The sequence below is a fragment of the Enterococcus sp. 12F9_DIV0723 genome (genome assembly GCF_002174375.1).
Classification (GTDB): Bacteria; Bacillota; Bacilli; order Lactobacillales; family Enterococcaceae; genus Enterococcus_A; species Enterococcus_A gilvus.
Genome location: NZ_NIBK01000003.1, coordinates 273269 through 287801, shown reverse-complemented (window position 1 = coordinate 287801; position 14533 = coordinate 273269). Strand labels below are relative to the sequence as shown.

Below are 14533 nucleotides of genomic sequence, written 5' to 3'. Positions count from 1 at the left end.
AAAGCTATTTCGGAGAGAACCAGCTATCTCCAAGTTCGTTTGGAATTTCTCCGCTACCCACACCTCATCCCCGCACTTTTCAACGTACGTGGGTTCGGTCCTCCAGTGCGTTTTACCGCACCTTCAACCTGGACATGGGTAGATCACATGGTTTCGGGTCTACGACCACTTACTCATTCGCCCTATTCAGACTCGCTTTCGCTGCGGCTCCGTCTTTTCAACTTAACCTCGCAAGTAATCGTAACTCGCCGGTTCATTCTACAAAAGGCACGCTATCACCCATTAACGGGCTCTAACTTGTTGTAGGCACACGGTTTCAGGATCTATTTCACTCCCCTTCCGGGGTGCTTTTCACCTTTCCCTCACGGTACTGGTTCACTATCGGTCACTAGGGAGTATTTAGCCTTGGGAGATGGTCCTCCCGGATTCCGACGGAATTCCTCGTGTTCCGCCGTACTCAGGATCCTCCTAGGTGCCAGTCAAATTTTGTCTACGGGGCTTTTACCCTTTCTAGCAGACCTTTCCAGGTCCTTCGACTATCTCACTGAACTACCATATTGGAGTCCTACAACCCCAAGAGGCAAGCCTCTTGGTTTGGGCTTTTCCCGTTTCGCTCGCCGCTACTCAGGGAATCGATTTTTCTTTCTCTTCCTGCAGGTACTTAGATGTTTCAGTTCTCTGCGTCTACCTCTATTCAGCTATGTATTCACTGAAAAGTAACATCCTATAAAAGATGCTGGGTTTCCCCATTCGGAAATCTCCGGATCAAAGCTTACTTACAGCTCCCCGAAGCATATCGGTGTTAGTCCCGTCCTTCATCGGCTCCTAGTGCCAAGGCATCCACCGTGCGCCCTTATTCACTTAACCTTATCTTGACTTGCGTCAAGGGTCTTACTAATTTCCATGAGCGATCATGTTCCTTAGTAATAAATAAGCAATTGAACTTATTAAAAAACTCATTCAACGCGGTGTTCTCGGTTTGTTTAACATTTTGTTTCTGTATCCAGTTTTCAATGAACGATTTGAGAGTAGACCTCTCAAAACTGAACGAATAAAAGCAAGCCTGTGTAGTTTCCGTAACGTTCATCTAAAATGAACTATTTCCTTAGAAAGGAGGTGATCCAGCCGCACCTTCCGATACGGCTACCTTGTTACGACTTCACCCCAATCATCTATCCCACCTTAGGCGGCTGGCTCCAAAAGGTTACCTCACCGACTTCGGGTGTTACAAACTCTCGTGGTGTGACGGGCGGTGTGTACAAGGCCCGGGAACGTATTCACCGCGGCGTGCTGATCCGCGATTACTAGCGATTCCGGCTTCATGTAGGCGAGTTGCAGCCTACAATCCGAACTGAGAGAAGCTTTAAGAGATTAGCTTAGCCTCGCGACTTCGCGACTCGTTGTACTTCCCATTGTAGCACGTGTGTAGCCCAGGTCATAAGGGGCATGATGATTTGACGTCATCCCCACCTTCCTCCGGTTTGTCACCGGCAGTCTCGCTAGAGTGCCCAACTAAATGATGGCAACTAACAATAAGGGTTGCGCTCGTTGCGGGACTTAACCCAACATCTCACGACACGAGCTGACGACAACCATGCACCACCTGTCACTTTGCCCCCGAAGGGGAAGCTCTATCTCTAGAGTGGTCAAAGGATGTCAAGACCTGGTAAGGTTCTTCGCGTTGCTTCGAATTAAACCACATGCTCCACCGCTTGTGCGGGCCCCCGTCAATTCCTTTGAGTTTCAACCTTGCGGTCGTACTCCCCAGGCGGAGTGCTTAATGCGTTAGCTGCAGCACTGAAGGGCGGAAACCCTCCAACACTTAGCACTCATCGTTTACGGCGTGGACTACCAGGGTATCTAATCCTGTTTGCTCCCCACGCTTTCGAGCCTCAGCGTCAGTTACAGACCAGAGAGCCGCCTTCGCCACTGGTGTTCCTCCATATATCTACGCATTTCACCGCTACACATGGAATTCCACTCTCCTCTTCTGCACTCAAGTTTCCCAGTTTCCAATGACCCTCCCCGGTTGAGCCGGGGGCTTTCACATCAGACTTAAGAAACCGCCTGCGCTCGCTTTACGCCCAATAAATCCGGACAACGCTTGCCACCTACGTATTACCGCGGCTGCTGGCACGTAGTTAGCCGTGGCTTTCTGGTTAGATACCGTCAAGGGATGAACATTTTACTCTCATCCTTGTTCTTCTCTAACAACAGAGTTTTACGATCCGAAAACCTTCTTCACTCACGCGGCGTTGCTCGGTCAGACTTTCGTCCATTGCCGAAGATTCCCTACTGCTGCCTCCCGTAGGAGTTTGGGCCGTGTCTCAGTCCCAATGTGGCCGATCACCCTCTCAGGTCGGCTATGCATCGTTGCCTTGGTGAGCCGTTACCTCACCAACTAGCTAATGCACCGCGGGTCCATCCATCAGTGACGCAAAAGCGCCTTTCAAATAGAAACCATGCGGTTTCTATTGTTATACGGTATTAGCACCTGTTTCCAAGTGTTATCCCCTTCTGATGGGCAGGTTACCCACGTGTTACTCACCCGTTCGCCACTCCTTTTCTTTCGGTGGAGCAAGCTCCGGTGAAAGAAAAAGCGTTCGACTTGCATGTATTAGGCACGCCGCCAGCGTTCGTCCTGAGCCAGGATCAAACTCTCATATAAAGTGTTTGAAACAATCTTGCGATTGTTAAGCTCAATTTTAATAATTGACTTGCTAGCATATTGCTTGCTATGTTGTTTGCTTCTATAGAATAGAAGCGCCCTACACATTTGGTTTGTTTTATTCGTTCAGTTTTCAAAGGTCTACGTTGTTTGTCGCTTTGTTTCAGCAACTTTTAAATCATAACAGATTGCTGTTTTAATGTCAACAACTTTTTTTGAAGTTTTTTTCGAAGAAGTTGTCGTCATCGCTTTATGCGACTTTGATAGAATAACTGAAAGTCAGCCATCTGTCAATAACAATTTTGAAGTTTTTTTAAGCGATATTCCCTCGCCTTGGAACATTAAATAATATACCAACATAATCTTATCTGGTCAATTAGAAATATTGATTTTTCGGAACTTTTTTCCAATACTGACCAATACTTCGCAACCTGCTTGCAAACGTTCGTAAATAACATGAAAGCTGATTGAAAATTTCCTTTTCAAAACACAAACTGCCGTATTTTTAATTCTGGAGATGACATCATTTTCTAATAAACCTTTTCAAACATACAAAAAAAAGACGTCAGCATAGCTGAACGTCTCTTGAAATTTTTTCCTAACGCATGGTCGGAAATAGCAAAACATCTCGAATTGATTGAACATCTGTCAGTAACATAACTAAACGGTCAATTCCGATACCTAGTCCACCAGTCGGCGGCATACCGTATTCTAACGCCTCCAAGAAGTCTTCATCTACACCATGTGCTTCATCGTTTCCTTGTTCCCGCTCTTTTTCTTGCGCTTCGAAGCGTTCACGTTGATCAATTGGATCATTTAGCTCAGTAAAGGCATTCGCAAATTCGCGTCCCACGATAAATAATTCAAAACGGTCTGTAAAACGTCCATCTTCTGCATTTTTCTTCGCAAGTGGAGATACTTCTACTGGATGACCATACACAAATGTCGGTTGTTGCAGCGTTTCTTCCACAAAGGTCTCAAAGAACTCATTGATAATGTGCCCAATTTCCATGTTATCATTAATTTCAACATGGTGTTCCTTAGCTAGCGCACGAGCCTCTTCAATGGACATTTCGGGCCAGAAATCTACCCCTGTTTGTTCTTTGATTGCATCCACCATATGGATACGTTTAAACTCAGATCCTAGGTCAATCGTTTGACCATCATATGAAAGTGTAGTTTCCCCTAAAACATTTTGCGCGGCATCTCGAATAATTCCTTCTGTCAAATTCATTACATCTAAGAAATCTTGATACGCAGTATAAACTTCCATCATTGTAAATTCAGGATTGTGCGTAGTATCAATCCCTTCATTACGAAATACACGACCAATTTCGTATACTTTTTCCATTCCGCCAACGATTAAACGCTTCAAGTGCAGCTCTAATGCGATTCGGAGATATAAATCCATATCAAGAGCATTGTGATGCGTGATAAACGGACGAGCAGTCGCCCCTCCTGCTTCATTGTGCAACACAGGCGTCTCTACTTCGATATAACCGAGTCCATCTAAATAGCGTCTGATTTGACTGATGATTTGACTACGTTTAGTAAAACGATCAAAACTCTCACGATTACTGATTAAATCCAAATAGCGCTGACGGTAACGTTGTTCAACGTTGGTCAACCCATGATATTTTTCTGGCAGTGGACGCAACGCTTTAGACAACAATGTAATTTCTTTCGCTTTAATGGAGACTTCGCCAGTATCCGTCTTCATGATTTCACCAGTTACGCCAAAGAAATCACCTAGATCCCCTTTTTTGAAGATCGCATACGGTTCTTCCCCGACTTCGTCTTTACGTACGTAGATTTGGATTTGGCCTTCCCGGTCTTGTAAGTGAGCAAAGCCGACTTTCCCTTTTCCCCGTTTCGTCATCATTCGACCAGCCACGCTTGCCGATAATTGTTTTTCTTGAAGCTCTTCTTTAGTATTTTCGTCATATGTTTCGTGTAATTCTTTTGAATTTGCTGTTCGTTCAAAACGTGCACCGAATGGATCAATGCCTTCTTCACGAAGGGTTTCCATTTTTTCTCGGCGAACACGCATCTGATCGTTCATTTCTGTTAAATTTGATTGTTCTTCAGTCACGAATGTTCCTCCTCAGAATGTAATTACTCTTTCTTATAATGCCAATGAATAAGCAAAAAATCAAGCCGAATTCTTCATTCGGCTTCAAGATCAACTGATTTTCTCTCTCGCTTCAGTCTTTTCAACAAGCTGATCCAATAAATCTGCGATCACTTGTTTGTCTTCTGTTTGATTAATAGCTAATTTAGCTTTTGCAGAGCGCGGAATCCCTTTTAAATAGTAGCTTGCATGTTGACGGAATTCACGACAAGCGATGGTTTCGCCTTTCAACTGAATTAGGCGTTCTAAATGCAGCTTGGCTGTTTCTATTTTTTCTCTTGCACTTGGTTCAGGAATTAATTCACCTGTTTCTAAATAGTGCTGGGTTTGATGGATCATCCAAGGATTGCCTAGAGCCGCTCGGCCAATCATCACCGCATCCACACCGACTTCTTCAATCATTCGTTTCGCATCCTCTGGCGTACGGACGTCGCCGTTTCCCATAAATGGAATCGTTAGCTCATCAGCTACTTGCTTCAAGACAGCCCAATCTGCTTTGCCTTCATACATTTGCATTCGTGTCCTTCCGTGCATTGCAATGGCTGAAGCTCCCGCACTTTGAGCCGCCAAAGCATTCTCTACTGCAAAGATATGCTGTTCATCCCAGCCTACACGCATTTTAACAGTTACGGGAATATCTACAGCCGACGAAACTGCATTTACCATTTCATAAACTTTATTTGGGTCTAACAGCCATTTAGCACCCGCTTCTGCTTTAATAACCTTGTTTACCGGACAACCCATGTTGATGTCGATAATGTCAGCTTTCGTATTTTCTTGGACAAATTGCGCTGCTTCTACTAATGAGTCTTTGTTCCCGCCGAATATTTGTACACTTAACGGATGTTCCCGTTCATCTATATACAGCATCTCCAACGTCTTTTTATTTCTAAAGTGGATTCCTTGATCACTGATCATTTCGCACACGACCAGACCTGCTCCGAACTCCTTCACCGTCACTCGAAAAGCAGCATTCGAGATGCCTGCCATTGGAGCTACAACCACCCGATTAGGTACCTCCACATCGCCTATTTTCCACGTACCATTCAATGGTCTCACGTTTATTCCCCCAAAATTTCTTGTTTAAGTTCGTAAAGTTCTTCTTCACTGTACTCGTATTTGTTATTACAAAAAGTACAAACCGCCTCTGCACCATGATCTTGATCAATTAATTCCTGAATTTGGTCGGCTCCCAATGTGAGAATCGCAGAAGCGAATTTTTCTTTTGAACAATCACATTTAAATTGAACAGGCATCTTTTCTAAAAATTCAACATCGCTAGTTGCTAATAAATTTTGCAAAATTTCTTCTGGCGTTTGACCCTCGTCTAGCAAGGTTGAAATACGTGTTGTCTCTTTTAAGCGTTCTTCAATTTGATCAATGATCTCATCGCTTGCACCTGGCATAATTTGAATCATAAAACCACCCGCTGTTTTGACAGAATCATCTGTATCGACTAAGACTGATACTCCCACCGCAGATGGAATTTGTTCGGATACTGCCAAATAATAGGTAAAGTCTTCTCCGATTTCACCAGAAACAATAGGTGTTTGACCAGAAAATGGTTCTTTTAGCCCTAGATCTTTGATTACAGTGAACATGCCTTCTGTTCCAACTGCTCCACGCACATCTATTTTGCCAATCTCATTTAATGGTAGACTGATATGTGGATTCTTGATATATCCTTTCACTTCGCCTTTACCATTGCTGTCAACGACGATAGCTCCCGCAGGACCGTTTCCTTCTACTTTGACAGTCATTTTATCTTCGCCTTTTAACGTGGCTCCTAACATCAATGCACCGATCATTGTGCGACCCAATGCTGCAGAGGACGTATTCCATGTATCATGACGGCGCTGTGCCTCACCAATCGTCTCCGTTGCGTTTACTGCGTATGCTCGAACAAATCCGCTATAAGCTAATGCTTTTACTAAATAATCACTCATTTACCTGCTCCTTATCCCTAATAATGAACTATTTACTACTGAAACACTCCTCAGAATGTCTAATCTGTTTTCTTACTTTATTTTTAAAAAAATAAGACCCTCATTCATTTTTTTAAAGTGGTTCATTTTTTACTCGTGATTGCATCATACTAGGTGTTTCAACTTTTTTCAACTTCTCTGCGCCTTCATAATGGAAAAGCTTAACAAAGTGATATTCACTAAACAAAAAAAAAGCAGACGAATTTTCGTCTGCTTCTTAAAACCACAAAGGCAATAAAATAGCTGTCATTGCAGTAGCATCATACTTCATCGCTTCGCTTTTCAACTGGTTGTGTAGGGTGCCTAGCGCCTCAGGAAAATCCTGTTGATGAGACAGTGCATAAAGGGCGATTTCCTTACAGATTTTTGTTGCAACTAAACCGCAATCTTCCGTTTTTTCAAGTACTTGCGCATTCTCAAACAGCATTTTTTTGATTTCTGGACTCGTTTTTACAAACTCATCTCCGTAAGCACAACTAATCTGATCCATCATTTGTTTAGCTTTTTCGTCGCGTTTCATGCTCTCCACCTCTTTAAAATCATTTTACGCCTAGATAACCTATAGACCAACAAAATACATTTAAATCAACGATAAATTAATTTTTTATCCTTTTGAGATGTAAAAAGAGATTGTCTGAAACTTCTTAAATACTCGAAAATCAACGAACGAAATTCTTTGTGCTCTCAAATGCTGTAAAGCTGAAGAATAGAAAAACGGCATGCCCAAGGACATGCCGTTTCATTTTACTCTTGATTGTCGTTTGTATCATCTGGCTCGATTTTATTGTCTGAGTCTTTGTGTTCTTCAGGATCTTTATCTTCTGCTTGTTTCTCAGCGTCTTTCTCTTCCAAAGCACGTTTTGCTTCTTCAAAGGTTTGTGCTTGAGCTTTTTCACTTGGATAAGGAGTGCCTTTGCCTTCTGGCATTTGCCCTGTCTCAAACAATGATTTGATTGCTTTCGCATCCAATGTTTCGAATTCCAGTAACTTTTCAGCGATCAATTTATGTTGATCACGATGCGTTTCGATGATCTCACGTGCTTTTTCGTGAGCTTTCATTAAGATACTACGAACTTCTTCATCAATTTCAAAAGCAACTTGTTCAGAGTAAGCTTTTGTTTGACCATAATCACGGCCAACAAAGACTTGATGATTCCCTTCGTATTGAACCGGTCCAAGCTTATCACTCATTCCGTATTCAGTTACCATGCTGCGGGCTAGTGCCGTTGCTTGCTCGAAGTCATTTGAAGCACCTGTTGTTTGTGCGTTAAACACGATTTCTTCAGCAGTACGTCCACCCAACAGTCCAACGATTTGTTCAAACATATCATCTTTCGACATCAACATTTGATCTTCTTTTGGTAAAGCGATCATATAACCGCCAGCGCGTCCACGAGGAATAATAGTTACTTTGTGAACAACACGCGCACGGTTTAATACCATACCAATAATTGTGTGGCCTGCTTCATGATAAGCGACCATTTCACGTTCATGCTTGCTAATGACACGATCCTTCTTAGCAGGACCTGCAATCACGCGATCTTCTGCTTCGTCAACATCTGAAGCATCGATTTTCTTCTTGTTTCGACGAGCAGCTACTAGGGCTGCTTCATTCAGAACATTCTCAAGGTCCGCACCAGCAAAACCTGGTGTTTGTTGTGCAACAACTTTCAAATCAACGTCGTCTGCTAACGGTTTATTCCGAGCATGAACGCGTAAAATCGCTTCACGACCTTTAACATCCGGGCGTCCAACTAAAATTTGACGGTCAAAACGACCTGGACGTAATAACGCTGGGTCTAGTACGTCTGAACGGTTCGTTGCAGCGATGACGATCACGCCTTCGTTACCATCAAAACCATCCATTTCAACAAGTAACTGGTTTAAGGTTTGTTCACGTTCATCATGACCCCCGCCCATACCAGCGCCACGTTGACGACCAACAGCATCAATTTCATCAATGAAAATGATTGCTGGAGCATTTTTCTTGGCTGTTTCAAATAGGTCACGGACACGAGAAGCCCCGACCCCTACAAACATTTCCACGAAATCTGAACCAGAAATTGAATAGAACGGTACGCCTGCTTCACCGGCTACAGCTTTGGCAAGCAATGTTTTACCGGTCCCTGGAGGTCCCTCTAGTAAAACACCGGCAGGAATACGAGCGCCCAATTCGACAAAACGACGCGGGTCTTTCAAGAATTCTACAACTTCTACTAATTCTTGTTTTTCTTCTTCTGCTCCGGCCACATCAGAGAATCTTACACGGTTGGCTTTTTTGTCTGCTTCTTTCGCTTTTGACTTGCCAAAGTTCATGACACGACCGTTGCCGCCTCCGCCTCCGCCTTGTTGTCCTATCATCATATAGAAGAAGAAAATCATGATTAGGATTGGTAAGAAGCTGACTAATAATGTCACCCACATACCGCTGCTAGATTCTTCATCGATCTCTGTTTTTACATTGTTTTCTTTTGCTAGATCATTAACTTGGCTCAACGTTGAATCATTAGGCAAAATAATAGTTGAGAAATGAGTCGTTGTAGAATCGGTTGAACCAATGATGCTCAATCCACCAGAGTTTGCAACTTCTTGCTTCTCTTTGTACTCCCCAGTGATTTTGTACACACCACCAGCAGGTTGGATTTTAACATTTTTGATTTTGCCTTCTTGCATTTGTTCAGTAAAGGTTGAATACTCGATATCTGGCGAAGCTGATTTGTTATCCCCGAAAAGGAAATACACTACCATAACCATCGCCAAGATGACGAGAATATAATAGAGAGCATTTTTTACTCCCTTATTGTTTTTGTTCATCTGCGTCCTCCTCGCGCTTGTTAGCTCATTAGCTTATTAGCTTGTAAAAAAAGTTTTATCAATTTTGACCTTTTAAGTATATCACACTGTGATTTTTTCGGTCACTAATTTGATTGATAAATTTCAGGCTTTAATACGCCTACATACGGTAAATTGCGATATGCTTCTGCATAATCCAGTCCATAACCAACAACGAATTCATTTGGCACATCAAAGCCAACATAGTCCGCATGGATATCAACTACACGACCCTCGGGTTTATCCAACAATGTGACAATTTTCACTGATTTGGCTTTGCGGTATTTGAACAGATCCACCAAATAACCCAATGTTCGACCACTATCGATGATATCTTCAACGATCAACAAATCACGGCCCTCAACATTTGTGTCTAAATCCTTAATGATTTTTACTTCACCAGATGAAACGGTTTGGTTACCGTAACTTGAAACATCCATAAAGTCCAATTCTAAGTGTGCATCGATCTCACGAACGATGTCTGCCATAAAAGGTACAGCACCTTTTAAAATACCAACCACCAATGGATTATTGTCGGCGTAATCTGTCGTTAATTGTGCGCCTAATTCAACACAGCGCTTTTGAATATCTTCTCTAGTAATCAAGATTTTTTCAATATCTTTTGCTAGCATGTGGAAACTCCTTTCATTTCGCTACCTGAAGCGTATAGTCAAGTATGTAGTGTATTCTATCAGTTTCAGTTGTAATACTCAAATAGGAATTGACAAAAGGCAAAAGCGCTACGATTTCTCCCGCAGAATCTTCTACCACCCATGCGCGATCACGTGCATCTGTTGGGATTTTCTTGTCAATAAAATAACGATTTATCCTTTTTTTCAAACGCCCACTTAATTGAATGCGATCTCCCGCTTCTCTCTTGCGAATCTTTAGCGGGAGGTTCACTGTTGCGGGCAGGAAAACTTGATACCCCTCTTTATTGGAAGCTTCGCTGCTTTTTCTCAGCGCAATCCTTGCACCATCAGACAGCTCAGCCTCTTCACCTTCATCTAAATAAAGAACTTCTTTATCCACGAGGGATTTCTGCTCTAGATAAAAATGCTGATAACGACGTACAAATTGCCAATTATTGCCGATGTCTATTAACCATTGACTGGTAAAATCTTCCATTTTATCTAAGAGTAAAAAAAGTTGACGCTGTGAGACCGCGAGCGACTTCTGTTCACTGGCCTGTTGAAAAAACGAAGAAAGAAAATAATAACGAGCGCCCGTCTCCTGAGGAAGAGTTTCATAGGAAAATGACCACCGTTGACCGTCAAATTCAACATTTCTTAAATTTTCTTTTAGCGTTTCATTGATCAGCTGGTTAGCCCACATCAATTGTTGGTGAAATTGTTGCGCGTGCAGTAAGACTTGGGGATTTTCTTCTTTTAATTCAGGGACAACATTTTGTCTTATACGATTACGAAAATAATCTTGAGACGTGTTTGTTTCATCTTCAAAATAAGGGATATTTTCTTTTTCAGCGTAATCGTATAATGATTCTTTTGAAAATAGCAGCAGTGGACGTAGTAAAATTCCATTACCAAATCGTTGTTGACGCACTATTCCTTCATGGCCTGCAAGCGAACCGCCTCTAGTCAGACGCATCAATAGCGTTTCTAGCTGATCATCACCATGATGAGCTGTTAAAATCAGATCATACTTTTCTTTCTGCATAATTTCTTTAAAAAAACCATACCGAACATTTCTAGCTTCCGCTTCTACATTTTTCTCTGCTGGCTTTTCCCAGACCTTTAAATAAAACGGTATTTGCTGTTTTTCACAATACGCATGCAGGAAAGCTGCTTCTGCTTTGGATTCTTTACGTAACTGATGGTTTATGTGTGCGACACCTATTTTCAGCTTTCTTTGTTCTAGCAGATGCAGCAATACCATTGAATCGACCCCAGCCGAGACAGCTATTAAGATTTTTTTTCCTTCCACTAACTCTGGATTCTCTTTAAAAAAAGCGTGTTCCATATTAAATTCCTCATTTTTTAAAAATAGTAGTGACAACTATAAAAAAAGCTGAAATCCTAAAAGAATTTCAGCTTCCCTATTTTAACTACGACGGCCGCCTCGGCCTCCGCGTTTTCCTTCGGTATTGCGTTTGATCGATGACAAGCGATCATCGCTATCCTTTAAAAAGGAACTCATCAATGAATCGAAGTCTTGTTTGCCGCTATTTTGTTGGGGTTTGCCTTTAGCCGCTGGTCTTGGGCGGTTGTTGTCGCGAAACTCACGTTTGAAAGGTTTCTTTTCTGGTTGTGGTTGATCTTGGGCCTTACGTATTGAAAGACCTACTTTGCCGTCGTCTCCGACTGACGTAACTTTTACCGTTACCTCATCCCCGACAGTCAAAACATCATGAATGTCTTTGACGAAACCATTAGATATTTCACTGATATGGACTAAGCCCGTTTTGCCCTCTCCCAAGTCGATAAAGGCACCGAAATTGGTGATCCCTGATACTTTTCCTTGCAGCTTAGCTCCTACTTCGATTGACATAAAAAAAATGTTCCTCCTAATTTTTTTCCAATTTATTTTAAAACTGCGATTTTATATTAATTAGCAGTTTCGGACTTTACAACTTCGTCAGCAGACTGTTTGTCTTTGCTAGGCGTATTTGCTGAATCTGGTAAAACAAAAATCAATTCCCCATCTTTTGAATAATAGAAACGACTACGAGCTAGTTTTGCCACATAGTTATCATCTTTCAACAATTTTACATCTTGTTTTAACCCATTCACTTGATCATCCACTTTAGCAGATTCGGCTACTGTCTGAACCTTAATTTGCTTCAATTCGTTCAAATGACGATGTTCGTTGAAGATTTGAACTCCCATGACGATAGCGGCAAAAGCTGCGACAGCAAATAATGCTGCTAGACGACGACGCTTAAAAATTAATTGACGGTGCTGCTTTTGAAATTTGCGATATTGCTCTTTTGCATACGGCGTATCTAACGAAGCAATTTTCTGCGTCTCGTTTTCATTCATTCCTGCTCGCTCCTTACCATGAAATTCTTTACTATTATATCAATTCAGGATATAATTGTCTATTTGAATTATCCTTAATTCCCGTTATTTTCCACTCGTGTCTCACGAATGATCCGATACATTTTTGCTGCATCTTCTTTTTTTGTCGACTCATGCAACTCTTCTACCGCCACTTCTAGGACTTTGTTACCAAATTGAATGCGAAGCTCATCTCCCACTTTTATATCTGTTGAAGATTTTGCTAACTTTCCGTTTACTTGGATTCGTCCCTTGTCAGCTACTTCTTTCGCTACCGTACGACGTTTTATAATGCGCGCTATTTTTAAAAATTTATCTAATCGCATGAACTATCTCCTTTTCCAATTTATTCTTAATAATTTGCTGCCAAATGGCAACATCAACCACTCTCTAATGGTTAACAAACGTAGTTGAATGGCCAGCATCAAAAAAGCACTTCCTCCAATTCCTACACCAAAAATGGCTGCAACTAAAGCAAAACTTCTTTTTTGAATAGCACCAAAGATAATGCTGATACCGCCATAATAACATAAGAGTACGATGATCATCCCCGCTAAACAAATAAAAAGATTTCGCATAAAGTGTCGTTGCTTTCCATAGGCGCGGGTTTCACGGTTACATGCATAATGTAAAACAAATAAAGCGACTGCTAACCCCAGCAGAGTCGATAAGCTAGCACCAATTGTACCAAATTGATTCGTTAATCCCCCTGTTGTCACAACTTTTAACAGCAATCCAACGCCTGCTGCTTGCAACGAACTACGGTATTCATTTTGACTCTGGGCAATACTTTGGTAAGCTTGCACCATCGCCATAAGAAAGATCGCGAATACGAATAGCACCAGCGTGGCATTCCCCTGATAATCCTTGAATAACGCATAGTTCACATACGGCAACAACATCGCTAATCCAATTGAAGCTGCCGCTGCAATTGCACAGGTCAATCGAAGGAAAACTTGACTCGTTTTGACAAACATCCGACGGTCATCGTTGATTAAATAGCGGGTTAACAAGGGCAAGAAGCTTGAACTTAAAGCTAATGCTACAACTAATCCTAATTGTACCAGCGGCTGCCCTCTATCATAGACCCCTTTTGCGAGTTTCGCACCATGTTCGCTTAACCCAAAATCAACTAACGCTTTTTTTACAGTAAACGAATCAATGAGTTGAAATAAAATCAACAGACCGCTGTAGACAGTCATCAAACCACCTTCAAGAGCCACTCGCTTAGCAAGCTTAACCGTATTTTCGCCCACTCTGGGAAGCTTGAGAAGAATGCTGGTAGACAAGACTTTCCGTCGGTAATACCAGAGGACAGCTACTGCTGCAACGCCACCGACTAATGCCCCTGACATGGCAACCGTTCCTGTATGGTAAACATTCCAACCAAATTGTCTGAACGACCACGCAGCAATTATAATTACACCCACCCGGATCAATTGCTCCACCACTTGAGAAACGGCAGTTGGCACCATCAGTAATTTCCCTTGGAACTCTCCTCGTGTAATCGAAAGGAACGGCATAATTACAAAGGTAAACGAAACCACGCGAATCAAAGGAGCTAATTTTGCATCTCCCATCCAGACAGCGAATGGATAAGCAGAAAAGAAGAAAATGGCCCATAAAATCAAACCAAAACTGCTGATTAACGGAAATAACTCTTCCAGTGCTTGACGTTGTTTTCGAGGCTCTTTTTTCTCTACTACGTATTTTGAAATGAACTGCGGGAGTCCAGTTAAAGCAAGTGTCATCGCAATCCCGTAGATTGGATACACTTGTTGGTAAACGTAGAAACCTTCGTCACCTGCAAAGTTTTGATAAGGGACTCGGTAAACAGCGCTCAATAGCTTCGCGATGAATGACGCAGCCGTCAAGACGAAGGCACCTTGCATCATGACCC

The 14533-nt window shown here is 42.2% G+C and carries 11 protein-coding genes and 2 rRNA genes; all 13 read right to left on the bottom strand.

Going from position 1 to position 14533, the window contains the following annotated elements; genetic code table 11:
- Window positions 1-867: ribosomal RNA gene (locus A5868_RS18710) — 23S ribosomal RNA — on the bottom strand; the annotation flags it as partial.
- Between the two features lie 242 nt (window positions 868-1109).
- A 16S ribosomal RNA gene (locus A5868_RS18700) occupies window positions 1110-2668 on the bottom strand.
- Between the two features lie 598 nt (window positions 2669-3266).
- A complete protein-coding gene (gene lysS, locus A5868_RS18695) occupies window positions 3267-4730 on the bottom strand; it encodes a lysine--tRNA ligase (RefSeq protein ID WP_086306438.1) in 1464 nt (487 codons plus the stop codon).
- 120 nt (window positions 4731-4850) lie between these two features.
- Window positions 4851-5849 carry a tRNA dihydrouridine synthase DusB gene (dusB, locus tag A5868_RS18690; RefSeq protein WP_086306437.1) on the bottom strand — a complete coding sequence of 333 codons (999 nt, stop codon included), beginning with the start codon at window positions 5847-5849 and terminating at the stop codon, window positions 4851-4853.
- Between the two features lie 11 nt (window positions 5850-5860).
- Window positions 5861-6745: an Hsp33 family molecular chaperone HslO gene (gene hslO, locus A5868_RS18685; protein WP_086306429.1), complete on the bottom strand. Its 885-nt coding sequence runs from the start codon at window positions 6743-6745 to the stop codon at window positions 5861-5863.
- Window positions 6746-7001: 256 nt separating this feature from the next.
- Window positions 7002-7304, bottom strand: a complete 303-nt coding sequence (locus tag A5868_RS18680; protein WP_086306428.1) for a bacteriocin immunity protein — start codon at window positions 7302-7304, stop codon at window positions 7002-7004.
- A 224-nt stretch (window positions 7305-7528) separates the two neighbouring features.
- The gene (gene ftsH, locus A5868_RS18675; protein WP_010779624.1) at window positions 7529-9598 is read right to left on the bottom strand and encodes an ATP-dependent zinc metalloprotease FtsH; all 2070 of its coding nucleotides are present in this window, start codon (window positions 9596-9598) and stop codon (window positions 7529-7531) included.
- A gap of 104 nt (window positions 9599-9702) precedes the next feature.
- A complete protein-coding gene (hpt, locus tag A5868_RS18670; RefSeq protein ID WP_010779623.1) occupies window positions 9703-10248 on the bottom strand; it encodes a hypoxanthine phosphoribosyltransferase in 546 nt (181 codons plus the stop codon).
- Between the two features lie 13 nt (window positions 10249-10261).
- A complete protein-coding gene (gene tilS / locus A5868_RS18665) occupies window positions 10262-11596 on the bottom strand; it encodes a tRNA lysidine(34) synthetase TilS (RefSeq protein ID WP_086306427.1) in 1335 nt (444 codons plus the stop codon).
- A gap of 81 nt (window positions 11597-11677) precedes the next feature.
- Window positions 11678-12124: a S1 domain-containing RNA-binding protein gene (locus A5868_RS18660; RefSeq protein WP_010779621.1), complete on the bottom strand. Its 447-nt coding sequence runs from the start codon at window positions 12122-12124 to the stop codon at window positions 11678-11680.
- A gap of 56 nt (window positions 12125-12180) precedes the next feature.
- Window positions 12181-12615, bottom strand: a complete 435-nt coding sequence (locus A5868_RS18655; RefSeq protein ID WP_010779620.1) for an FtsB family cell division protein — start codon at window positions 12613-12615, stop codon at window positions 12181-12183.
- 74 nt (window positions 12616-12689) lie between these two features.
- Complete coding sequence (locus tag A5868_RS18650) at window positions 12690-12959, bottom strand: RNA-binding S4 domain-containing protein (protein ID WP_010779619.1); 270 nt, start codon at window positions 12957-12959, stop codon at window positions 12690-12692.
- A 3-nt stretch (window positions 12960-12962) separates the two neighbouring features.
- The gene (locus A5868_RS18645) at window positions 12963-14525 is read right to left on the bottom strand and encodes a putative polysaccharide biosynthesis protein (protein WP_086306436.1); all 1563 of its coding nucleotides are present in this window, start codon (window positions 14523-14525) and stop codon (window positions 12963-12965) included.
- Window positions 14526-14533 lie beyond the last annotated feature (8 nt).

Bases quoted from the DNA above. Each gene is read 5' to 3' on its own strand.
- lysS (WP_086306438.1), bottom strand. From the start codon at position 4,730: ATGAACGATCAGATGCGTGTTCGCCGAGAAAAAATGGAAACCCTTCGT.
- hpt (WP_010779623.1), bottom strand. From the start codon at position 10,248: ATGCTAGCAAAAGATATTGAAAAAATCTTGATTACTAGAGAAGATATT.
- A5868_RS18645 (WP_086306436.1), bottom strand. From the start codon at position 14,525: ATGCAAGGTGCCTTCGTCTTGACGGCTGCGTCATTCATCGCGAAGCTA.
- A5868_RS18650 (WP_010779619.1), bottom strand. From the start codon at position 12,959: ATGCGATTAGATAAATTTTTAAAAATAGCGCGCATTATAAAACGTCGT.
- hslO (WP_086306429.1), bottom strand. From the start codon at position 6,745: ATGAGTGATTATTTAGTAAAAGCATTAGCTTATAGCGGATTTGTTCGA.
- A5868_RS18660 (WP_010779621.1), bottom strand. From the start codon at position 12,124: ATGTCAATCGAAGTAGGAGCTAAGCTGCAAGGAAAAGTATCAGGGATC.
- ftsH (WP_010779624.1), bottom strand. From the start codon at position 9,598: ATGAACAAAAACAATAAGGGAGTAAAAAATGCTCTCTATTATATTCTC.
- tilS (WP_086306427.1), bottom strand. From the start codon at position 11,596: ATGGAACACGCTTTTTTTAAAGAGAATCCAGAGTTAGTGGAAGGAAAA.
- A5868_RS18680 (WP_086306428.1), bottom strand. From the start codon at position 7,304: ATGAAACGCGACGAAAAAGCTAAACAAATGATGGATCAGATTAGTTGT.
- A5868_RS18655 (WP_010779620.1), bottom strand. From the start codon at position 12,615: ATGAATGAAAACGAGACGCAGAAAATTGCTTCGTTAGATACGCCGTAT.